Origin of the sequence: Klebsiella sp. K-3 (assembly GCF_051207495.1) — a bacterium.
In the GTDB taxonomy this organism is placed as follows: Bacteria; Pseudomonadota; Gammaproteobacteria; order Enterobacterales; family Enterobacteriaceae; genus Klebsiella; species Klebsiella aerogenes.
This window is the reverse complement of sequence record NZ_JBPNXF010000012.1, coordinates 1-22,737: the sequence shown is the minus strand read 5'-3', so window position 1 is coordinate 22,737 and position 22,737 is coordinate 1. Positions and strand designations below refer to the sequence as shown.

At 51.9% G+C, this 22,737-nt stretch carries 13 protein-coding genes and 2 pseudogenes; all 15 read right to left on the bottom strand.

The genetic code is table 11. The annotated features are described in order from the left end of the window. Positions 1 to 31 precede the first annotated feature (31 nt). Entirely contained in the window at positions 32 to 1,603 is a 1,572-nt protein-coding gene (tssA, locus tag ACSEMK_RS19555; RefSeq protein ID WP_430915366.1) for a type VI secretion system protein TssA, read from the bottom strand. Beyond that, positions 1,603 to 5,049, bottom strand: a complete 3,447-nt coding sequence (locus tag ACSEMK_RS19550) for an ImcF-related family protein (protein WP_430915365.1) — start codon at positions 5,047 to 5,049, stop codon at positions 1,603 to 1,605. The genes tssA and ACSEMK_RS19550 overlap by 1 nt, the downstream gene beginning before the upstream one ends. After that, on the bottom strand, positions 5,036 to 6,205 hold the full coding sequence (locus ACSEMK_RS19545) for a hypothetical protein (RefSeq protein WP_435336629.1): 1,170 nt from the start codon (positions 6,203 to 6,205) through the stop codon (positions 5,036 to 5,038). Before ACSEMK_RS19545 ends, ACSEMK_RS19550 begins: the two co-directional genes overlap by 14 nt. Before the next feature lie 4 nt (positions 6,206 to 6,209). Further along, positions 6,210 to 6,476, bottom strand: a complete 267-nt coding sequence (locus ACSEMK_RS19540) for a PAAR domain-containing protein (RefSeq protein WP_087859424.1) — start codon at positions 6,474 to 6,476, stop codon at positions 6,210 to 6,212. Between the two features lie 167 nt (positions 6,477 to 6,643). Next, positions 6,644 to 9,532, bottom strand: coding sequence for a T6SS effector BTH_I2691 family protein (locus ACSEMK_RS19535; protein ID WP_411325007.1), 2,889 nt, complete (start codon positions 9,530 to 9,532; stop codon positions 6,644 to 6,646). A 13-nt stretch (positions 9,533 to 9,545) separates the two neighbouring features. Then, on the bottom strand, positions 9,546 to 10,541 hold the full coding sequence (locus ACSEMK_RS19530) for a DUF4123 domain-containing protein (RefSeq protein ID WP_430915363.1): 996 nt from the start codon (positions 10,539 to 10,541) through the stop codon (positions 9,546 to 9,548). Between the two features lie 10 nt (positions 10,542 to 10,551). After that, positions 10,552 to 12,930, bottom strand: coding sequence for a type VI secretion system Vgr family protein (locus ACSEMK_RS19525; RefSeq protein WP_430915362.1), 2,379 nt, complete (start codon positions 12,928 to 12,930; stop codon positions 10,552 to 10,554). 104 nt (positions 12,931 to 13,034) lie between these two features. Next, positions 13,035 to 15,665: pseudogene (gene tssH, locus ACSEMK_RS19520) on the bottom strand (type VI secretion system ATPase TssH). Positions 15,666 to 15,836: 171 nt separating this feature from the next. Beyond that, positions 15,837 to 16,328: a type VI secretion system effector Hcp gene (gene hcp / locus ACSEMK_RS19515; protein ID WP_047067878.1), complete on the bottom strand. Its 492-nt coding sequence runs from the start codon at positions 16,326 to 16,328 to the stop codon at positions 15,837 to 15,839. Positions 16,329 to 16,333: 5 nt separating this feature from the next. Further along, positions 16,334 to 18,043, bottom strand: coding sequence for an OmpA family protein (locus tag ACSEMK_RS19510; protein WP_316424047.1), 1,710 nt, complete (start codon positions 18,041 to 18,043; stop codon positions 16,334 to 16,336). A 3-nt stretch (positions 18,044 to 18,046) separates the two neighbouring features. Next, positions 18,047 to 18,700 carry a type VI secretion system protein TssL, short form gene (gene tssL / locus ACSEMK_RS19505; protein WP_430915361.1) on the bottom strand — a complete coding sequence of 218 codons (654 nt, stop codon included), beginning with the start codon at positions 18,698 to 18,700 and terminating at the stop codon, positions 18,047 to 18,049. After that, positions 18,697 to 20,037: a type VI secretion system baseplate subunit TssK gene (gene tssK / locus ACSEMK_RS19500; protein WP_087859418.1), complete on the bottom strand. Its 1,341-nt coding sequence runs from the start codon at positions 20,035 to 20,037 to the stop codon at positions 18,697 to 18,699. Before tssK ends, tssL begins: the two co-directional genes overlap by 4 nt. A gap of 15 nt (positions 20,038 to 20,052) precedes the next feature. Then, the gene (gene tssC / locus ACSEMK_RS19495) at positions 20,053 to 21,588 is read right to left on the bottom strand and encodes a type VI secretion system contractile sheath large subunit (RefSeq protein WP_087859632.1); all 1,536 of its coding nucleotides are present in this window, start codon (positions 21,586 to 21,588) and stop codon (positions 20,053 to 20,055) included. A 41-nt stretch (positions 21,589 to 21,629) separates the two neighbouring features. Next, positions 21,630 to 22,121, bottom strand: coding sequence for a type VI secretion system contractile sheath small subunit (tssB, locus tag ACSEMK_RS19490; RefSeq protein WP_087859417.1), 492 nt, complete (start codon positions 22,119 to 22,121; stop codon positions 21,630 to 21,632). A 526-nt stretch (positions 22,122 to 22,647) separates the two neighbouring features. Next, positions 22,648 to 22,737: pseudogene (locus ACSEMK_RS19485) on the bottom strand (carbohydrate porin); the annotation flags it as partial.

Here is a 22,737-nt window from a genome sequence, read left to right as displayed (position 1 = left end):
TTTCCGTTATTCATCCATGACGATCGGGCTTTTAAACACAGAGTACCGCCGCTCGGGCGGGATTAATGGCGATCAATTCCGCCAGTAAGCGGTCCATCAGCGGCTGCAAACGATTTTTGTCCGTTTCACTGCGCCCGGCATTACCCCGCAAAAGTCGAAGATGGCGGGCCCAGACCTCAAACAGCAGCTCTGGTTCCCATTGCGCCAGAGAAAGTGTGGCGGCCTGCGCGTTCAGATCCGCCAACAAATGCTGCGCCAGTTCATTTTTTCCAGTCTGTTCGGCAACCCTCGCCATCAATAATCGCAGCAGCCAACGGCTTCGCGGAGTCGTTATTCCTGGACGATGCTGTAACCAGGACAGCGCCGCATCGGCTCCCTCGCTGTCGGCTAGCGCCAGCGCTTCGGGCTCCAGTTGAAGGATAGGGTCATCGCCGGAAGCCGTTACAGCGCCAGACACGGCATCGTCCCGGAAGGCGGCATTATCCAGCACCAGTTGCTGAATCCAGTTTTGAGTCACCTCATCGGCAAACGGCGTGCCGTCGTTGAACGCCAGCTCCTCCAGGCCAATTAAGCGAGCCAGAAGTCCTTGTAGGTCATGTTGAATAATATTGGCTTCCGCCTCACGTCCGGATTTCAGCAACGCCTGGTGAACATACCACTGCAAATCCAGCCACAGATGATTCGCTGCGCGGGAAAACATCTCGCTGGCCTGCTCCAGCAGCTCCAGCCAGCTCTGCTGCAGATACAAGCGCTTCAGCAACGCCCGCTGATCCGGTTTTGGCGGATCGATACGGGTCCTGCCGTCCGCCAACAGAGGGGGTAATTGGTGCAGCGTGTCATGGCGGATACTTCGTATCAGGTGATAGGCAGAGAGCCAACCGTCCGGTCGATCGCTGAGATATTTTGCCAGCACCCGCGCCTGTGTCAGAAGTTCCTGACCAGACGTAATCGTACCTGTCTGCGGCGCACTACTGACTGCTGCCGTTAGCGGTGTATCGCTGATATTCTGCGGTACTACGGCCTCCGGGCCGCCGGATTTCATCAACCGGGTTTCGAGGACGCCGCACAGCGCGCCGGGGACGGCCCCCTCCTCTGCCTGCTCGATAAGCAACAAGGCTCCGGTAATGCGCATCGCGACGCTATTATTCACTTCGGGGAATAGCGAGAGGCTGTCGAGCATTCGCTGGCTGGCCAGCCAGTCAAGAGCCGCTTTTCTGCTGCGCTCCCGCTGCGGGTGCAGATGAAGGCCAAAACGCTGCATTAACCCCGCCAGCAATTCCAGCCCATCGGCCAGGCCGGCTTCGCCATCGCGATGCAGGCGAGCCCAGGCGTAGTAGGAAGCGACGCGGATATCACGAGTCACGGTCGTTAACAGTTTTTCCGCAAGCTGGCAAATGAGATCGGTATCCGCTCCCGAAAGCTTATTCACCTCTTCGCGCATCAGCTGGAAATCATCGTTATAGCCAGGGTCGTTACCGGTCGGCGAATCGGCTGCGACTGGCTGCAGCCAGCTTTCCCATAGCAGCAGACGTTGCTGCGTTTGGGCAACCAGCGTTTCAGGCACGGCCTGGCAAGCATTAATCAATGTAAGAACCGATGCCATTAATAAATATCCTCCCCTCGGCTTTCACTCTCCAGGTCACTGTCTGTCGTTTCTGCGCTGACCATAAAAATGGTCTCTGGCAGGGTAAAGTTGCGCAGCGCCAACAGCGCCAGCGGCCCTTCGCCGGCTTCGGTACGGAGCGTATAGTTCAGCATCAGTCCATCCGGCGCTTTCCAGCTCAGGCTCCAGCTACTGCCTGTGCCCGGATAAGCTCTCACCGCGGCTTTATCCAGTAGCCGGATCCAGCCCCACGCCCCGGTCAGGTCAGCGTACTGGCGGGTTCCCGCCCGGGTGCTGATCCAACTTAAACTGGCCCCCGGCGCTTCGGTGTCCGCCGGCCAGCTAAAGCGACGCCAGGTCGGCATCTGGTTCATGTAATTCAGTTTTTGACGATCGACCTCCAGCATTGTTTGCATCACGCCTTCCGCGGTTCCCGGACGCAGTTCGAAGTGCATTCCAGCCTCGCCGTTGGTAAATGCCACATCCGCAATATGGCTCAGGGTATTCATCGCGCGCAGGAAGGCTGGGTTAAATGTCAGCCCCTGGGCATTGATGCTGTCCGCCACCCAACGGCTTCCTTCTTTATGCAGCACCCCATTAAGCCGGGTCTGCAGGAAATGACTGATGCGGCCACTCTCTGCATTGAGATACTTCGCCAGCAGAGGTAAAGAGACCTCGCTGCTCACATTTTTGAAGGGATAGCGCCCACCGAATGCCCGGTTCCAGTCATCGAACACCGCGCTACGCCAGCGGGCATTGAGGCTTTCTGCCGCCGGAGTCAGCACCTGCTGCCAGGCTTGCTCCATCGGGCGGACAAACACCGTTTGGCCGAAGCCACGCCACTCCTGCCCTAGCCCTGCCGCCACCAGGCTACCGTAGTCTCGGGTGTCGGTAAGATCCACCGCGCGACCTTCAAAAACCGTCTGCGCCAGCGCCAGCGTCATCGCCTGCGGATCGGCCGCATTAGTCACCTGCTGCAGACGCAAACGAACCTGTGTCACGCGGGTCAGAAACGTTTGTAGATTCAAACGACTACCCGACATGCTGCCATCGCGATTATCCATCAGGACGAGCACCGGGCCGAAAGTCGCATCCAGTGGCCCCCGCAGGCCGCCTTGCTGATCGATAAGCGGCTGATCTTCTCGGTTAAACAAATTTTTCGCTGATTTGACCAGCGAATCGGTTATCGCCTCGCCGCGCTGTCCGGTTCGTCCCTGTACATTCAAGGTATTCATCAACGCAATCAGCGGCGACTGACGCACATCCGCCATCAGAGTCAGCTGATCGATGGCATCCGACAGCGTGGCGGCGCGCTGCCAACGTAGACTATTGAGAAAGTTCAGCCAGGCGCCGCTGAAATCGGCAAAATAGCGTTCCGCCAGGCGTTCGCGAAGCGCTTCCGGCGTCGCCGCCTGCGCTACCGGAAGCTGGTTATCGCTGAGCACCCAGTCGATTTCATCGCGGCGCGCGTTAACCACTTTTTCAATAGCCGGCTGCACGGCATGCTCCCAGGCGTTGCGGGTGAACATACCCGGGACTACCGCATCGGTGGTATACAGGCGTGAGGCGTCGGTGTCACCGGTCATATCCGCCAGATGCATATCAGCATACTGGTTCGCCACCTGCGCCAACATTTGCTGATAGAGGGTGGATTCGCTATTACGTTTACCTAACTGGCGAATTAACAGTGTACGGGCCTGGCTGACCAGCGTGGGATCGGCCGGCAACCGCCACTGCGGATGTAACGCCAGGCTGGCTGCGTAAAATCTCAGTAGAGACGTTCCGCGGCCCTGCCAGAAGCCGTCCGTCACGCCATCCCGCTGCGGCCAGTTGCGCATCAACTCGCGAGCAAACCAGCCTGCATCCATTTTTTCCGGGCGGGCGAGCATGAGATAGAGCTTCAATTGGTTATAGGCGGTTTTAGCCAGCCGTTCACGTAGCGGACTTTCCGGCGGCAATTGCACGAAAGCCTGTAACTGCTGCTGAAGATGTTCCGCCGCCGCATCACGAACCAGCGGTAGCGCCATGACGCCGTAGCGTGGGTAGAGCGCCGCCAGCAAATCATCATTCTGGCTTAATCCGGCGCGCGCGTACCAAGGCGCCCCGTGCGCTTTGCGGTATGTCAGTTGAGCCAGCGTTTTCTGCACGGCGGCCAGCGCATGCAGGCGTTCGGCAAGTGGCGGTTTTTGCGCTGCGGCTCGTTGCACCTGCTCCTGCGCTGTGACCAGCAAATGGCGGTTGGCCGCAAAAGAGACGAACATAGCGCCTCCCCACAACAACATCAGCACCGCGCTGATAACGGTCATGATTTTTGCTAGAGAATAACCCGTTTTATGGGCCTTCAGTCCCGCGGGTAACGTCGCAAGCGACTCAAGCAGAACATCCCAGCGGTTATCCTTCCGCCAGTAATGATCCGCGCCATGGGAGAGCTCCTGGACCTGAGATCCGAACATGATACCGGCCAACGGCAAAGGCCGCGCGGGTGACAAGAATGCGGATAAGGGACCAACAATAGATTCAGGAAACCGGGTCAATTGATCGGCAAGGCGCAATAAAAATGCGTCTTCATGGCTGTCACTTACTGAGTGTATTCCACGAGCGATCAGCTGCCCGGCCAGATTATCCACCAACTGACGGAATTGCTCTGGCGTGCAGTTGGCAGGCAACAGGCAACCTATTGATTGTGTTATTTGTCCTCGTCGTTCCCCAGCTCGCGGGTGTAGGGACCAGACGTATAGCGGTAGACGCCTGCGCTGCTGAACATAACGGGCATTCAGGGTATGGGCGATGCTATCTATATCCATAGTGGATAAAGCCGGAGTTATTGCATCCCCACTCAGCACGGTCAGCTGGTCGAAGGCCGATGTTATCCATATGACGCCATCGGGTTGGCGGCGAAGCTTACAAACCGCATTACGCTTGGTGCGATCGCCCTGTTTTGTCAACTCAGCGTCCCACAGCAAAACGGTTCCATTCGCCTCAAGCCAGTATTGATCGATCAGGCCAGGAATAGCTTGCTCCACATCAGCGCTTTTACCCGTCACCATCAGGATACGAACTTTCGACGGCCAGAAATAACTATACTGCTGTTTCAGGTAGTCGTTTAATTCAGCGTAATACCTATTTTCTTCGCCATTGGTTTCATCATTTTCAGGCGTGCGGTAGGTATGTAGCGCTGAAAAGCGTTTCGCCAGGTATGATGTCGATGGATTTGCTTTGGTTGCATAAGCGTAGCGTTTGAATACTGAAAAATAGGAATTTAATCTAAGGAGTTTAAATGCGCATAAAAAAACAAACATAAAAGCAAACCAGCAAGATACTTTCCCCGCCTTACCTGTCAGTCCAAAATCATCTCCCCATAAATGTATTGCTATTGCAGCCAAAATGCCAATCACGCCGACCAATATGGCAACACCCAGTAATCTTAGTAAACTATATTTTTGCATCGCGCTTCCCCAGGATCTTTATTTTAGATAGCACGATCCCAGCCTCATCCTCTGACACAATAAGATTTACAGAACCGTTATCACCTGATGATGCCAGTGATAGAGATAACGCTGCCCACATATTATTTCTTCCCTGCCTACCCAGTATAAATTCCGTGAAATGATGTCTGACTTTTTCTTCACCATTTTTAGCATTGAGAATTTTAATAGCTTGACCTAATGCTGCTTGATTCTTAAGTTTACCAATCCTTATTTTTTCGATAATACCCGTACACGATTGAAAGTTGAGAACATCTGCCAGGTCTTGAGTTAACTCAGCGGAATTTGTCGCCATCGCACGATAAATTCTGATTTTTTCCTTTAGCTGTTCATTCTTATCTGTTGCAGGAGGCGCGCAAAGCCACGCGCAAACACCATCGCTGGCACTATTTGCCCCATTACCGACAAGCGAAACCAGGGGGTCAAAAGTGATAATTAAGCGAAAGTTATTATCGGTATAATTAAGCCATTCATCAATTTGCTCAGCATAATGAGTCATCATCCACGCAGGTGTTTGAATGCTCTCCTCCTGCATCCCTAATTTTCGCCATGCCAGCGTGAAGGATTGCCATGCGGCAGTATCAAGAGGCATCCCCATAGGGAAGACAATTTTCAATTTATTCTTTTTTGCTAATGTAATTAAAACAGAACGTAGTGGTGAAAGCAGTTCGTAAAATAATGTATTATAATCAACGTTAACAGGAAACATCACCGGTTGTTGCCCGATAATGTGTATCTCACCGCCTTGTTTCAGGTTCTCAACTTGCACCTGCTCCGGGAACATGAAGTGATAATCTACAATACTGATATATTCCGACGCCCACGCAGAGTAAATCTTGTCCAATGCAGCATTCTCTGCCTTAATTACTGCATTTTTTTCAAGACAAATACCAAGCTGAAATGAACGCCATCCGGCGAACAGCAAAAGTATCGCCAGACTGCTTGCACATAATATAAGCGCATACAGGACAGAATTCGCATCATGCGTAAAATAATACCATGAGACACATGCAACCGCGATCGAAATTAGAGAGACAATGAAGAATAGTGTCATTTTTCCCCATGCGACTGGTGACACATCAATTAATTTTTGTTTCTCCGGTATATTCCAGGCCATTATATTATCCTATTCCCGTATCGGAAAGACTAGAGATAACATAACAACCGCACAGGCATGCACAGCGATCAACGGCAACGGGTTTGTTATCGGATATCCACTGAAGACAACCCTCAATAATATAATTCTCACCATGGCCATCTAGCGGACATATTACTTTATCACCCAACAAAGCAACTGGTTGTCCGTCAACGATCGTTGTTGACGATGCCGAAATGACACGCCCACCACTATTTAGCCGATCATTTAACCTCACAACACCTGTTAACATAAGCTTTCAATAATCCTTTACAAACAGTTTCCGTTAATATTACTCAATTACTGCGTAAGGTCGCCACAATAAGCTGAAGAGAGATAGATGGTTGAATAGTTCAGGTTTATACGCCCTGTTACTTCATCAATCCATCAATCAATACCTGTTGCCAGTACAGAAACAACTTAACCCTTATAAACAGGGTATGGTGATCTCTTTTTCCATTCATCCTGTTTGGTTTTTTCCTCTAGTTTAGAAACTAGCGGATCTTTATAAAGTGGATAAGATGACTCCTGAATTATTACATCTTGTTTAATCTCTTCTTGCGGCTCCGCCATTTTATTTAGCGCATATTCTAATGACTGCTGGCAGCGAGCTATTTCAGTACTGATGTCCTCTGCAGTAAAATCATCGGTATTTTTTTCACATGCATTGCCAAAGATGCCTTGTTCAAACCACTTTTGCAGCTCATCGCGAGAATAGTATTGCGTCGCGACATAATCAACGAGCATGATCAGCAGCGACACTTGCCAGGAGGAAAGTAATCCTACCCATTCGATAGCTATTAGTGGACTGAGTGCCGGCTTTACCAGTCTTCCCAGCCATGTTCCGCGCGAAGCAACGGCGGTTTCCCAGCCAAAGCGGGCAATCAGCGCTTCCAGCAGCTTACCATTCGCTTTAAATATCGCTGCGAGATCGCTCAGGACTTTTACACTATAAAGACCAAGGAATAATTCTCGTTGTTCTGTATTATATTCTTGATACACCTTAGCTACATCCAGGCCAAGCAAAATGGCCGACGCAATCATCGTGCAACCGGCGCCCGACATTTTCAGATACTGCAAACCATTTTTCCCCTGCCAGGCCTTTTCCATTGCAGGCATAGCTACATCGATGATTCCGCTGGTCGTCACAAGGGCGGAGCTGGCGATTTTCGCCTGGCTGGCGGCATCGCCCTTGCTGTGACGATACAGATTGCCAAGTTCATAAATATTCAAGAAAGTTACCAGGATTCTGATACTGGTCGTCTTGAATACCGCTGCGCCTTCCTGTTCCTGGCCATATTCGGCAAAAGTTTCATTCAGTTTGTCAAAACGACCTTTGGCCAAATTAACATTAGCCTTCGCGAGTGGTTTATCCGGATTATAAAAAACGCTGCCGGAAATATAGGTATGGCGCTCATACATCCAGCCGAAATACCGGCTGGCAAAGGCTTTGGTTTGCGCTACGGATTTTCCTGCAGAAAGAGAAAATATCGCATGGATAATAACGCCGCGAATATTATCCAGTATGCGGCCGATTCCCGTAGCCGAAAAAATTCGTGCGCCGACGGTCGCCATATATTGGTCCATACTGTAAAGCACTTTTTGCGATAGTACGGAATTCTTAGCTAAATTACTTTTCAGGGCATCCGTGGCTTTTTCAAAGCCTTTAAAAATCTTAATCAGCTTAACACTATTAGCGTCAAAGAATTCAAGCACCTGTTCCGGCAATACCGCATTAGTTTTTGCCTGCCTGGCAAGGGTAAGTAATGCCTCCGCTTCGGCCATAATTTCGGGATTATTATAAAAGTGCGTTCGCCAGACTAAATTATTCGCACTCCTGGTACTATATTCGGCTATCCAGCGATCCAGTAGTAGTTGGCCGTTGGGATTGATATCAATACCCGAGATTGCGAAAGCGACTATTTCACGGTAGCTAAGATTGTCTACCGGATCGTTTGAATAGAAATCCTGCGTCTCGGCAATAAAAATGGGAGTCTGTAACCACTCAATACGGAACTCAATTAACCAGGTCAACAGGTTACTCACCCGCGTAGTCAGTAAATCGACGGTTTCATTAAACGAACCCAACCGCGTTGGATTCAACATCCAGTCGTATTTCTCAAGTTCGTCAGCGGCGATACTGAATGCCATGGAGTCTATATAACCACGCGTATTCCAGGTTTCAAAATCCTCACGACTACGAATATCGCGTACATCAGTACCATCCTTTTTTTTATCCTCAAGATACCGTCGATATGTCTCATCCATTGCGGCTTGACCCAGCTGCGTTTTTTCAAGGCGTTCGGTTAACCGTGGATAATTACTATTGATAATAAGCTGCCTTACACCATTAATAAGATTCAGGGTCGATAACTCTACTTGCCGCTCGTCGGCAAATTTCTGCTGTAGCGCCAAAATACCGTTAGCCCAACCGGTGAGTTCATGGATTATACCCGTGGCATCATGTAATGCCATCATCAATGGCTTAACCGGGGTACCCTCAGCGCTGACCCCTCGTTGCTGCATTTGCTGCAGCGTACTTCCTACCGCGCGATTAGGCCGCCAGGGGTATAAGGTCCACTGCGGCTTTATCGCAGAGCCCGCTTTTATCTCCTCTCCCCATAACGAGGCTCGCCAGCGCCGCCATTGCGGCAGCGTTTCATCGCACAGATGATATTCATATTTGGAAAAATAACTCACTTGATCAACAACCCCTTCATAAGGAAGTAGTTGGGCCGGACTTAATTGATTTCCCCGCATAGAGATATAATCAAGCACCGCCGATAAACTGTCTTCCGTCGCATCCGTTACTGGTGCTGTTGATGTTGGCCTATCCCAGTGCGATTGGCTCAGGCATTGCATTCTGGCCTCGCGGCGATCGCTGTCGTTTTGATAACTATCCAGCGTTGTCTTGCTCCATTGACGCTGGCTGAACGCTATCCAGATATCATTTTCCAGCACATGCGCAGGCAGGGTTATGAAATCTTTGCCGCCCTGATTGTAGGACCCTTTAATACAATCAGGTTGCGATTTCGGCTGCACGTTTTCAGCGGAAAGTTGTTTCCATAAGCTGCCATCATCGCTTACCGACCAGGCCTCCCATGAAGGTATATGCGGGTAGTAGATATAAATAAATCCCCGACGCATAGCACGTAACGCATAATGATAGCCGTCGTGATGCGGATAATCACTCGTCGCCGGCCGCGCCCACTGTGGTAATTCCCCTTCGATACTGTCTGGCACCACAGCATAACGTACCGGTAATAATGCCGGCCCCTGCGCCTTACAATCACATTGATGATTAGACATCCTTGTACTCCTCTTATTGTTCGCCCTGGTATTGATATTGCGTGCACTCTTCCTTTATTCGCTGCCATTGGCGCTCACTGAAATTTGCCACCCTTGCACGATATGTTTGATTGCTTTCTATTGGGCCTTTCTGAAGCGCCTGCAATAAATCTATATGGCGATCAAAATCGGGAGATATGGTTAAAGCATGCGTGCCATAAAGGGTCAAATCTTGTGGGTGATGAAATGGAAATTCCCATGCACGGCGGAGCGCCGGAATAATCCGGGTAAATACCTGCTGCTCGGAAAACCTCAACTCATTAATATATGAATAGCGATATTGGCACATAATGCGATTTACAATGCCGATAAACTGAATATCGCGCCAATTATCTTCACTCAATGACAGAGAATAAGATAATCTAATATTCTGTTGTTCCGCCCCCTTCCTTTGAACCCATTGACCATCTCCATCAATAGAAAACCAGGCTGCTAATGGTCCAAATAAACGTTGCTGCTGCCAGTTATCTAATAATGACCATAACGGCAGCGCGACGGCAGGATCATAAAAGCGTAGCAGCGTATCCTGCCCTTCACGCTCCTGCAGCGCGCTTTTCGCTAAATGAAGTGCTAATGCCTCCGGCGAAGTCGAACAAGAAAGCCAGCCACATATTAACCGGCCATATCCTTGAGTGATACGTTGCGGATGAATTTCATTACAAGCCAGCTCTGCGCTCATCTCCAGCAACAGCACATCATCAGCAATGGATAAATCGAGGGGAATTAAACGTGGTTCGAACTCCGCTGACAGATAACGAGGCGCAACAGGAACTCTGATATATTCTCTTGCCAGTAGAGGCGTATATAGCGAATGTTCTTGCTGGCGAAATCTGGCGATCGCGGCGTCGATCATTAAAACACACAACTGATTTTTGGTGACAAAGCTATTATGAAGTTGCTGCTTGGTATTTTTAATCTTCAAGTGCAAGACATCTTCAGCATAATTATAATTTACTGACGCTTTCATCATTTATTGTTCTTTAATTAAAGGTTACCGTTGGACTTTGAGTTCCGCCAGCGGTATCCATGGCTGAAGCACAGGGTGCAGGGAGATCTATGCTGGAATGCAAGGACGCAGCCGCCATTTTTTGCAGGTTTGTACATTTCAGGCGAAGACTGCCTGGAGCGCCGATTTCAACATCGCCATTTTTCAAGCGAATATAGGCGCCGCCGCAGTTCAGCAACAGTTCTGTCGCCGCCGAAATAATCACTTGTTCGTCTTTGCTGGCAATAGTGAGCGTTTTTTGGGCCAGAAGATCCAGTGCATCATTTTGAGCCTGAATGTCGACTTTACCTTTACCGGCATAAATTTTTATTCCCATCAATTGCGCAAATAAACTAATCGTTTCTTTCACCCCGAGACGGAATTTCTTGCCAATGCTGATATCCGCATTCGAGCCGGAAGTAACAATTAAATTATCGCCTGATGACAGCTGCATAGTGGCGGGAGTAACCTGCGCAATCCCGGCAGGGGCTGACAGTAACAGCGCCTGTTGTTTTAATTCCGCTAATGTTTCGGTCAGTAGTTGTTTTTGCTTTTCAATATCCGCCAGTTCAGCTTTTGCTTTCTCGGCGGCAGCACGAATTCCCTCCACGTCCTGAAGCGCAGCCTGCAACGCATCCTTCGCAGCCTGCATATCCAGCTGTAACCCTCCGGCTTTTGGTTGCAGATCGGCGCTAATAAACAGGCCTTTCCCCGCACGTATCGCCCCCCACGAATCGGTACGTAGTTCAAAGCCTTCCCCGCGTAGCGCGCGCTCGGCATTCACCTGATGCCCCAGATTCAGCTGTGTTTTACCGCCATATTCGGTACTGAGTTTGATATGCTCTTCACCGCGCTTATCCTCCATCCGCAGCTTGTTGTTGGTCGGCGTGCGGATCACGTTGCGCGTACTGTTCTTTTCCGTCACCAGATCAACATGGCGGGAATCGTGTAAGGCATGTGCGATATATGGGCGGTCCGGGTCGCCTTCATGGAAGGCGATTGCCACTTCCGTTCCCTGGATCAGTGGGAAATGAAAACCGTACTCGTCACCACCGTAAGGTTTGGCGAGGCGCACCAGCATACTTTCCCGTCCCGGCGACTTTCCGTCCCGATCGGCATCAAATTTCACCCGATACAATCCGCAGGCGTCCTGCCAGGCATAGATATCACCGGTTTTAGCGCTGGTCACTCGTGCCGTCATCGTGCCGGTCACCAATGGACGCGGTAGCAGCGGCGGACGCCAACAGATTGTCTCACGGTATGGTACCGCCTGCAGGCTGACCTGCAGCGCGTCTTTGCGGCTGGCACTTAGCGCAACGCCGGTGATCAACAGAGGGTCTTGCAATAATGCAGGTAAAGCCGGCGGCAGATTATCAATGAGAGTCAGGACTTGTGCCGGCGCTAGCCATGGCGCCGTGCTAACGCCAGTGACTAACGTTTGACTGGCCAGAAAACGCTCATGGTCGAGACGCGCGTAAAAGTTGGCGGTTTCCACCTGCGGCTCGATTTTGTCTCCGCGCGCCAGATGACGCGGCTGGTAGTGATACACTTCGCCATAGGTGTTGCCTTCGCCATCCCCGCGAGTCATGTCCGCAGGCGCTGACTGAAGGATGCTCTGCGCGTCTCGGTGGTTATAATCCCGGGTGATAACACTCGCTTCCACCACGTTATGCGTCGAACTCAGTCCCCAAATCGATTCTTCTCCGCTGTCGTTCATCCCTGATGGGCTATTAACCGGAAGTGTTTTACCAAAGATCAACGCGCGCTGCGCATCAGCAAAATGCACAACTTCGCTCTGCGCCTCCTGCTGCAAAGTGAAGTAATAAAATATGCCTACTTCGGCCAGCAAGCGCTGAATGAATGCCAGATCGCTTTCCTGATATTGGTTTATCTGCTCACGTTTTGGATAATTATGTTTGAGATTAAACTCATACTCCCAGCCGTGTAGGTTATGTTCCTGCAGGATCTGCACGACCACTTCCGGCACCGACTGGTTAACGAAAAACCGGTGGCTGCGAAATTGTTTATCGAGCAGGGATAAGTACGGTTCCAGGGTGATCTGATAGGCAGCCTGATCGGCAGAGCTACTGATGCGGCTGAAGGCGGTGATAACGCCGTGAACCCGCCGACTTTGCGCCAGGCTTCGTAGAATACCGCCTCCCATAGTCAGCGAGGCGGGTTTGCTCAGCATATGCGCGACATCAATATCTTTATCCGCGCTGGTAAAGCTGATGCTGTAATGATAAAGCTGGCTTAACATTTCTGTGCCGCTAAACGATTCCACATCAAGCGGCGATGGGCATGAGGGTATATCCAACTGATAGCGATTCAGGGCAATTGTACGTTCACCGATCAGCGCATCCATCAAACTCATTCTCTTCTCTCCATGAAGGCCTCAACGCCCTGCAAGTTTAGTTTTGCTTTCTCATCTCCCGCGCCATAACGTTTATTACCGTCACTGGCGCGGCAAAATAACCATCAGGCCTCGCGGAACTCTATAACCACTCCGCCGTCTTCATCGACCCCAAGGAACAGATGCTGAGGTTTTTGACCTGCCGCTATATGGCTTAACAGTTGCTGACTCAGGACCGGAAGGATTTGCTGATTAAGCAGACTATCTACGTTCCGTGCGCCGGTATCAGGCAGCAGGCAGGCATCCGTCAATGCGTCATAGAGGCCTTCAGCTACCTCAGTTGTCATACCGTAATGACGATGCAAACGCTGACAGACCTGCTCGAGCTTCATGCCGACAATCCTGCGCATTGCTGGCTGGCTGAGCGGCTGATATATCACCGTCTGAAAACGAGCGAGTAAGGCGGGCTGAAAATGATCGCGCAACACGGGTCGCAACAGCTCATGCAATTCGGGACCCGTCGCTTGCGGCGCCTCCTCCAGCATTTGCATTAGCAGATCGCTACCGAGGTTTGAAGTCATCAGGATCACCGTATTGCGAAAGTCGATTTCCCGGCCTTCGCCGTCGCGCATAAAGCCGCGGTCAAACACCTGATAGAATAGATTCATCACATCTCGGTGGGCTTTTTCGACTTCATCAAGCAGCACCACGCTGTACGGCCGCTTACGTACCGCCTCGGTGAGAATACCGCCCTGCCCGTAACCGACATATCCCGGAGGGGAGCCCTTCAACTGAGAAACGGTGTGCGGTTCCTGGTACTCGGAAAGATTGATGGTAATAAGCGATTTCTCACCACCGAAAAGCTCATCAGCCAGCGCCAGCGCGGTTTCCGTTTTGCCGGTGCCGCTCGGCCCCACCAGCAGAAATACGCCCTGCGGGCCGTGTTCAGACGCGAGCCCGGTTTTGGCGGCCCGCAGTCTCTGGGCGATGGCGCTCAGCGCATTATCCTGCCCCACAACCCGTTTACCGAGATTCAACTCGAGGCTTAAAAGTTCGCTCTACTCGTCCTTCAGTAATGAAGAGAGCGGAACCCCCGTCCAGTCGGCAATTACCGTCGCCACGGTGCGTACATCCACATCCAGTCCCAGCAGCGGGCTATTACGTTGTACATCGGCGAGCTGGCGCTGTAATTCGCCGATCTCTCCCCGGCGTGAGGGATCGGCCCGGCAAACCAGCAATTGCTCTGTCAGCTTCAATTCCTGGCCGTACTGTGTTTCCAGTTCGTCGAGCTGCAAAATGATGCGCACTTCTTCCTGCTCAATTGTCGCCAGCCGTCCATTGTCGCTATCGTTACCGAGTATGGCATCTTCCAACAGCGCCTGTTTTTCCAGTTCCAGCGCCGTGATTTGCCCCTTCATCCGCGTCAGCGGTTCCGGTACGGTATCGATACCCATGCGAATACGGGCGGATGCGGTATCCAGCAGATCCACCGCCTTATCTGGTAACTGTCGGCCGGTAAGGTAACGGCGGGAGAGCGTAACGGCCGCGCATATCGCTTCATCAGTGATATGCACACCATGGTGTTCGGCGTAGCGGGATTTCAGCCCGCGCAACATCAGGCAGGCGGTATCGTCGTCCGGTTCATCAACTTTGACCATCTGAAAACGACGCTCCAGCGCAGCGTCGCGCTCGAAGTACTGCTTGTATTCACTCCAGGTTGTCGCAGCGATAGTGCGCAGTTCGCCACGGGCCAGCGCGGGCTTCAGCAGATTGGCGGCATCCGCGCCTCCAGCCTGGTTACCTGCGCCGATAATGGTATGGGCTTCATCGATGAACAGCAGCACCGGTACGGGCGACTGCTGTACCGCTGCGATAATATTCTTCAGCCGCTGTTCGAACTCGCCTTTAACGCCCGCCCCGGCCTGCAACAAGCCAAGATCCAGCGTGCGTACCGTAACTGGCTTCAGGCTGTCCGGAACGTTACCCTCCGCGATACGTAACGCCAGCCCTTCCACCAGCGCGGTCTTGCCGACGCCCGGCTCGCCTACCAGTATTGGATTGTTTTTTCTCCTGCGTGACAGGATGTCTACCATTTGGCGAATTTCACTGTCGCGGCCAAATACCGGGTCGATCTTGCCCTCACGAGCACGGGTGGTGACATCAAGAGTGAATTTATCCAGCGCGTTCTGTAGCGCAGGATTCAGCTCGCCGGCTTTTTCAACGGTTTCTGCCGGGCGGCCGACAAACTCGACGTCGCCAGCATGATTCAGTTCTTCTGATTGTAATTCCGGACGTTCATCTGATTGCGTATCCAGTAGCGGGCGCAGATGCTCAAGCTGCTTTTGTCCCAGAGTTAATAGCGGCCATAGACTATCGCAACGCACCCGGGCAGGATTATTGACCAGCGCCATCAGCAGATGAACGCTGCGAATAGACGTTTCTCCCGCCAGCGAAGCTCTCAGCCACGCCTCCTGCATCAGACTCTGAATGCTGCCGGATAGTTGCGGCCGACTATGCACCGAACGCGGTAGTTTTTCCAAAAAAGAGAGCAGGTCTTGCCAGATAGCATCCATATCCCACTCATAACGCCGCGCCAGCACCGTCAGGTCGCCCTCGCCCTGCTCTAACAGTTTCAACAGCCAGTGTTCGGGAAGAATTTGTGCATGCGCGCGGGCCTGACACAGCGAGGCTGCGCCTTCCAACGCACGGGCGCAGTAAGGATTTAAACGGCGTAACAGGATGGCTGGATTTTCCATGAGACTCTCTCTTTATCGATTCCGGACACGCTACCGCCCATCGCTGTTTCCCGTTATACAGGAGACCAAAGCGCACGAGGTCGAGCAGGCAAATTGTGTTTTCTTTGCTAAGCACCTGCGATAACAGAGGCTTAGCAAAGAAAAGCAGACGGAAACCGTCTGCTTACGGGATTAGGCAGTCGTACGTTCATTCCATGAATCGGAATGAATGATGTTGCCGTCTTTATAGGTCCAGGTGATTTTTTCGTAGCGCAGTTCAATCTGCTCCAGATGATTGTGCTTCTCGTAGGCTGGATTCTTAATGTCGTGCATCATTGGATTAACTTTCACCACCTTCACGTTTTCCAGTTTGGTGTTGAAGTACTCGACTTCCTGACCGGCATCGTTGATTTTGTACCACTTGAACTCGGCAGATTTCAGGGTCTGGCCGGTGGTGACCGCCTTGTACAGGTACGGGCTGGAGGAGTCGATTTCCTTGGTAAACAGGAACGGCGTATGGATACGCGTGCCGGTCAGTTTGCCGGTGTTGTTATCGGTCGGGATGTACAGGTTATGTTCCTGTGCGACAACTTCAATGCTGCCTTCGCGATCTTTCACATCCACGGAACCTTTGATGTCCGCGCCGCCATCATCCTTGAGCCAGAGATAGACTGGTATTGCCATGTTAATTACTCCATTTCATTTTTTGACGCGCCATCATCCTGAGATGGCGCAGGTGTGTTGTCTGACGCCAGACAGGCGGTCGCCTGTGGTACCAGACTGATTTCGACACGACGGTTCAGCGCCCGGCCTTGCGGCGTGTCGTTGCTGGCGACAGGACGGCTTTCGCCATAACCCTGCACCGCAAAACAGCTCTCCGGCACATCGCCGGTGTCACGCATCCAGTTGCGCACAGATTCCGCACGTTTCAAGGACAACGCCCGGTTTGCAGCATCATGTCCGACGCTATCGGTATGTCCGGCAACTACGATTAGCCAGCCAGGTTTTGCCTTAATATTCACCAGTGAATTCACCAGCAACCTGGTGGAGCCGGGTTTCAGCGTCCATTTGCCAATGTCAAACAACGACATGCTATTGAGACGGATAGTTTGTGGCCCTTGTATAATCTTTTTGATTACTGGCCGGGGCGGCGGCGGCGGCGTCCAGTTATTAATCGCGGTTTCAAGCAGCGGTATCAGCCGTGCCCCAGGATAGAGTCCGAGCCCGTAACGCAGCGGCTCGCCGCGCCGCTGCCAATCGTCCAGTAAACGGCTGTCGGCCTGCAGACGCTGTTGCGCCAACAGCTTGGGCGCAGGTGGTGTTCCACTAAGCTGCTGATACGCAGCCAGATGGTCGCCAATGCTATCCAGCAGCCGCCGGTTATTAATAAAAGATGCCAGCATTGCCAGCGCCAGAAAGAGGAAACATGCCCCCCCAAACAGGCGCGCGTCCTGCATGCGGCGACCGATCCCGTGATTGCGGGGTAAATAAGAAAGAAGGAGATCCGGAAGCGGTAATATTCCGCTTGTTTTAGCGCATGCCGGGGAGAGCGAGGTCACCTCAGCAAGCTGCTGTTGCCACATATTCCCGGCGCATGCCGCTACCGGCGTAAGGCAGATACCAACGGCGGAGAAGCCCAGGGGAGGAAGCTCTCCCTGCCGGACGGACAAAGGTTGAAATATATGCTTCGCCATTAGCGCCAGGATACTGTCTAACCAGAGTACGTGCCCAAGAGCTGACGCGTCATGTCCGTTTGCCCGCTGCCATTCGGCAATCGGTACCGCCACATCGTCATTCTGTCGCACCTGCATTCCCGCTAGTTCAGGCGTTACCGTGAACCAGCGGTGCTCGTCTGCGTTCTCGAGGCTTGGCGGCGAAACCCAGGACACGCACCAGACCGGCGGTTTGCCATTCAACCATGTCCGACACAGCCCAATACTACGACGCCATCCCTGCAAGAACTGCGTAAAGCGCTCAGCGCAGTCGTGAGATTCCGGGGTGATTGCCAGTAGTACGGAAACCTGCGATACCAACGCAGGGCGCGCCGCTGACAGACGCTGCGCCAGCAGGGGGAGCTGTTCCGTATTTGCCGCCCGTAAATACCAGGCTTTTTGAGTTTCGCGGTAAGCCGTGTTAGCTGGAAATAAAGTGAGGTTATCGCCGCAAACCAGCACCACCGCCCCCAGGAAATTCTCCGGCGGCAGGTCAACTACGCAGATCTGTCCCGCTAGCAAATGACGTCGACGATGCTGGCGCCAGAGCTCGGCGCCGCATATCAATAAAATACCGGCGCAGAGCGCCGCTCGATTACCGGCGGAAAATGAGCAGAAACCCAGCACCAGCCACAGCGCCAGTATGGCGGCAACGACCGTGAGTAGACCACGGAATCCAATGCGCATGCCTTAACCTCGCCCTGCTATCTGTAATACCATTTGCGATAACACAGACGAGAAGGTGAACCATAACCCAGCCAGTACAACGATGCCCGCTACCCAGCCCAGCCAATAGCGGCGGCGACCGCTGCGTAGCCTCGCGGCCCGAACCACTACCGGCGCCTCCTGCGTCAGTGAGAATGGCGGTACCCGCTGGCTGAGCATCCGTACCACATCCTCCCGCCGTTCGTCGTCAACGGCGCGATATGCTCCGACAAAACCGAGTTGTAGCGTTCTGAACAAGCAGGTTAGCACCATGACATCAGCGGCTGGTTCACGCAAAATCGCACGAATGCGATCCCACAATTCTTCTCCGGCATTCAGAGTCCCGAAGAATTGCGCCTGCAGAGGGTCCTTGCGCCAACGGCGATAGCCGTTATCCTGTAGGTCGCGGTTCAACACGCTTTCATCAAGCAGTGCGCAGTAGGCATAGAGCATCCGTTCGCTGTTTGTCGTGCTGACCCCGGCCTTCGTCAGAGACTCGCGAGCCTCAGATATCCACCGACAGGCGCGGCGATACAGCGCATCGCCGTCTTTAATCTGCTGACCGTTACGTAACTGGCTAACCATCAACCAGCCTGGATAAAAGACTCTATTGATCATATCGATATCAGGCGTTTTCATGAGCGCAGCACCGCAAACAGTTCAAGTTTCACTTCACCGAGAGACTCCGGGGTATAAAACGTACAGTTTCCAGCTTCCAGCATGGTGCGAGCCGCATCTGTCGACAGATCCAACGCAAAGTATTGGTTTTCCAGCCGTAAGGGAATTGCAGCAGGCACATGACTCAACGGTTTTATGACTATGCCGCTGAGAGCAACATTCACGACTTCTGACACATCGTCATGGCTACCAGCCTTACACAGCTGCGGAAAACGATTCTGCAACTGGTAATTAGGCATCGAAGAGCGTACGGACAGATAGAAGTCCGCGCCTTCGCGCAGCCGCGGATCGTGTAATTTCCCACGCCAAATCTCCCTGTCCGCGCCCTGCTCCAGCGCGATGGCGATGACACGGGACGGCAGGCTGGCCTCAAGTAAGCTATCCAGTAGCGCAAACAAAGGCGGGAAAACTAGCTCCGGAGATTGGTGCTGGTAAAGGGGAATATCCTCCACGTGGTGTTCGAGGGAAAATGTCAGCAAACTCCCCGCAAGCCTTACTAGTTCACGGTATAACAACTCCGGATGACGCGAGGGCGTTTGGTGTAATTCGGTCAGCACCGGCGCCATGCTATTCAGCGCGTTAAGCAACCAGAACAAAGCGACGTCCGCTACCGCAAAATCAGCCATCCGTTCGTTACTTTCCCGGCGCATAGCCATCAGGCGCCCACGCCGTATCTGCAGGCGATGCAGTAAATCGCCAAGTTCGCCGACCAAGGTTGGGCAAGCGGATAGCGCCAGCATCGGCGGAATAAATCGCCGATCGAGAGTCCATACTCCCTGCGCATTGCGGATGAGCCTCGCGACCGGGCATGTCAACCATGCGTCGTTTTCCTGAGTGGAAACACGTAGCGTTAGCCCATGCCGCAATACCGCCAGTTCGCTACGTTCGTGGCCCGCAAGTTCCTGTACGATTACCCTCTCGGATCGCCAACGATACGGACGAACGCTCTCTTGTCCGTCGTCGAGATTACCGCCGCTGGCACTGAGCAGCGGTAAGCACAGTAAAACATCAACGCTTTCCTGTTGCAGACCCGAGAGATCGCAGACCGGCGGCAAGGTATCGGCCAGATCGGTGTCAATCAGCGTACCGTCCGTAAAACGAACCACCAGACGAGTGGCATTGAGTCGGGATAACGCCAGCGCACCTTCATCAAACTCAGCCGCCAGTACCCCCCAGGGAAAACCTAGCGCCATCTTTGAGACCGTATCCGCAACATGAGCTTCCCAACGAGACTGCTGCTGGAACTGTTGCGGCGTCAGAAAGGCGCCATCACTCCATAACGGACGGTAAATCTTCATCACACCTCCTGTACGTTACGCTTTTGCCTTCGGCATCTGGCTAACCAGCGACAAATTGACGTCCATACCTTCAACCTGGAAGTGCGGTACCGCATACAGCTTCACGCGGAAGAAACCAGGATTATCCTCAATATCTTCCACTACCACTTTCGCGTCTCGCAGCGGGTGAGAAGCCTGCAGTTCATCGCCCGGATCGGTCATCTCAGTCACCAGGCCACGAATCCAGGTGTTGAGCTCGAGCTCAAGCAGGCGTCGGTCCTTAGTGGTACCGATGTTTTCACGTTGAATCAGCTTCAGGTAATGCGCGATGCGAGACAGCAAGAAAATATACGGCAGGCGCGCGTTGATACGGCTGTTGGCGGTCGCATCAGCGGTGTCATACAGCGCTGGTTTTTGAGTAGAGTTAGCCGAGAAGAAACAGGCGTAGTCGCGGTTCTTGTAATAAGACAGCGGAATGAAGCCCAAATTAGCGAATTCGAATTCGCGAGTTTCCGGGATCATCACCTCAGAGGGGATTTTCACCTGGTTGCCCGTGCCGAGGTCGTAGAGGTGAATAGGCAGATCTTTCACCGCGCCGCCCGCCTGCGGGCCACGGATTTGTACGCACCATCCGTTCTGGATGAAGCTGCGGACCATATTGGAGGCAAAGGCGAATGATGCGCTGGTCCAAAGGTATTTTTCGTGATCCGGACCTTTAACCTGTTCTACGTAGTTAAAACTGCGTACCGGTACGGTATCCGGACCATATGGTAGTCGACCCAATACGCGCGGCATCACCAGCCCGATATAGCGGGCATCATCAGTTTCGCGGAACGATTTCCACTTTATATATTCGGCACGATCGAAGTAGTTGCCGATATCTTTAATCGCCGCTACTTCTTCCATGGTATCTTTCATAAAGAACGCAGGCCCAACTGCGCCGATAAACGGCATATGGGCAGCCGCGGAGACTTTAGAAATATTGCGCAGCAGCGTCATATCCTGCGGGCTGGCATCAAACTCATATGCCGAGATGACCGAACCGATTGGCTCGCCGCCCGGGGTGTCATATTCCGCCGTGTAGGTATGCCAGTACAGACCACTCTGAATCAGCTCAGGCGCGTCTTCGAAGTCCTGGCGGAGATCATCCTTTGAAACATCCAGAATTTCGGTTTTTACGTTCTGACGATAATCAGTGTTGTCCACCAGCTGTTTTAATCCCCGCCACAGAGATTCCACTTTCTGGAATTCCTGATGATGCATGACGACATCAAGCTGACGGCTAATTTGATAATCCAGTTCGGCGATATGGTGGTCTATCAGCGTTTTGTCGAGCTTTTCCACCTGTTTGCCAGATTGGCGGATGCAGTCCATAAAGACCTGCATCGCAGCCGTCAGGCGTTCGCCTGCCGTCGCATCTGACAGCACGGTATCATCTAAAAAGGCATTAATATCTCCCAGGCTTGATGCTGGGCTCAGATTAATTTTTTCAAACAGGGAAGCATATACCCCCTCTTTGTTCAGTACGGTCGTCTGCCCCTGAACGAGGCTTGTTTCAGTATTTACAGACATCAGCATATTCCCGGTTAATCCATTAAAAGAGACGATCCAGATTATTTCTCGGCAAGCGCATTCATTTCAGCGCGCAATTCGTCGGACAGTGCCGGATCTTTAAGAATTCGCTCAAGCTCTTTTCTGAAAGTTACGTTATCAAGTAGGTTTGATTTGAGATCACGCAATAAATTACGCATCGCCAGCATGGCACGGAGTTGAGGTATTTGCCGGGCCACCTGCTCTGGTTCAAAATCTTTTATATTGGAAAAGCTCAGTTTAATGCCTTCCTCTGAACCGTCTCCCGATAGCGTATTTGCAACAGTGAGGTTGACCTCCGGGTTTAATTCCGAAAGTACATTGTTAAAATTATTTTTGTTGATATCTAGCTTCTGGCGCTCAGCTAGTGGCCGATGTTCTTTGCCATTGCTGAAATCGCCAACGGTCAGGAGTTTAAGCGGCAGCTCAACTTTCTTCTGCGCCCCTCCGGTATGTAACGCCAATTTTAAATTGATACGTGCCTTTGGCACCTCATTCTGGAATGAATCAGCCATAACGCTCCCTTTTCCTTAAGGAATGAATGTGGAGGAAATCTCATTTGGTCAAAAGTCATGTTTGAAAAAACCCGCACAATATAACAAGCGCGTCATTCTAAAATCCAGCGCAAATAAGATTACCAGTAATTTAACACAAACACTCACAGCACCAGACGCTATAAAGTAGCGACACTTCACAAAAGAATGTTGACGAATAAAATAAAGACAACATAAAAACCCAAAACAATAGTGAAAGGCAGTTTTTTATATAAACTCATTGTTTTTATTGGCACAGATCAATATTCCCATTGAGAAATAATCATGATCAATGCATTAAGTCATCACAATCTTTAAATCAATAAACATCGCAGAAAATATATAATTAAGGAAATTATTAAAACGCAGAGTTATAAAATTATTCGATGGAAACGGATTGGTTGAATTGGAGTCAGAAAAAGAACGGCCATCTAGTCCGTATAAGATAAAAGAATTAATGAACAGGCTGGCATAGGCCAGCCTGATTTTTTGTTAAATCCATCAATTTTTAGAACCAGGCCTCAAACATACCGCCGATGTTCAGCGAATCCAGCCGCTCGTCGCTGGTGCCGTCTACTTTCGCGGTGTGCTCGTTATT

Coding starts and splice junctions, on each gene's coding strand:
- tssA (WP_430915366.1), bottom strand. CDS start 1,603: ATGGCATCGGTTCTTACATTGATTAATGCTTGCCAGGCCGTGCCTGAA.
- ACSEMK_RS19550 (WP_430915365.1), bottom strand. CDS start 5,049: ATGCAAAAATATAGTTTACTAAGATTACTGGGTGTTGCCATATTGGTC.
- ACSEMK_RS19545 (WP_435336629.1), bottom strand. CDS start 6,205: ATGGCCTGGAATATACCGGAGAAACAAAAATTAATTGATGTGTCACCA.
- ACSEMK_RS19540 (WP_087859424.1), bottom strand. CDS start 6,476: ATGTTAACAGGTGTTGTGAGGTTAAATGATCGGCTAAATAGTGGTGGG.
- ACSEMK_RS19535 (WP_411325007.1), bottom strand. CDS start 9,532: ATGTCTAATCATCAATGTGATTGTAAGGCGCAGGGGCCGGCATTATTA.
- ACSEMK_RS19530 (WP_430915363.1), bottom strand. CDS start 10,541: ATGATGAAAGCGTCAGTAAATTATAATTATGCTGAAGATGTCTTGCAC.
- ACSEMK_RS19525 (WP_430915362.1), bottom strand. CDS start 12,930: ATGAGTTTGATGGATGCGCTGATCGGTGAACGTACAATTGCCCTGAAT.
- hcp (WP_047067878.1), bottom strand. CDS start 16,328: ATGGCAATACCAGTCTATCTCTGGCTCAAGGATGATGGCGGCGCGGAC.
- ACSEMK_RS19510 (WP_316424047.1), bottom strand. CDS start 18,043: ATGCGCATTGGATTCCGTGGTCTACTCACGGTCGTTGCCGCCATACTG.
- tssL (WP_430915361.1), bottom strand. CDS start 18,700: ATGAAAACGCCTGATATCGATATGATCAATAGAGTCTTTTATCCAGGC.
- tssK (WP_087859418.1), bottom strand. CDS start 20,037: ATGAAGATTTACCGTCCGTTATGGAGTGATGGCGCCTTTCTGACGCCG.
- tssC (WP_087859632.1), bottom strand. CDS start 21,588: ATGTCTGTAAATACTGAAACAAGCCTCGTTCAGGGGCAGACGACCGTA.
- tssB (WP_087859417.1), bottom strand. CDS start 22,121: ATGGCTGATTCATTCCAGAATGAGGTGCCAAAGGCACGTATCAATTTA.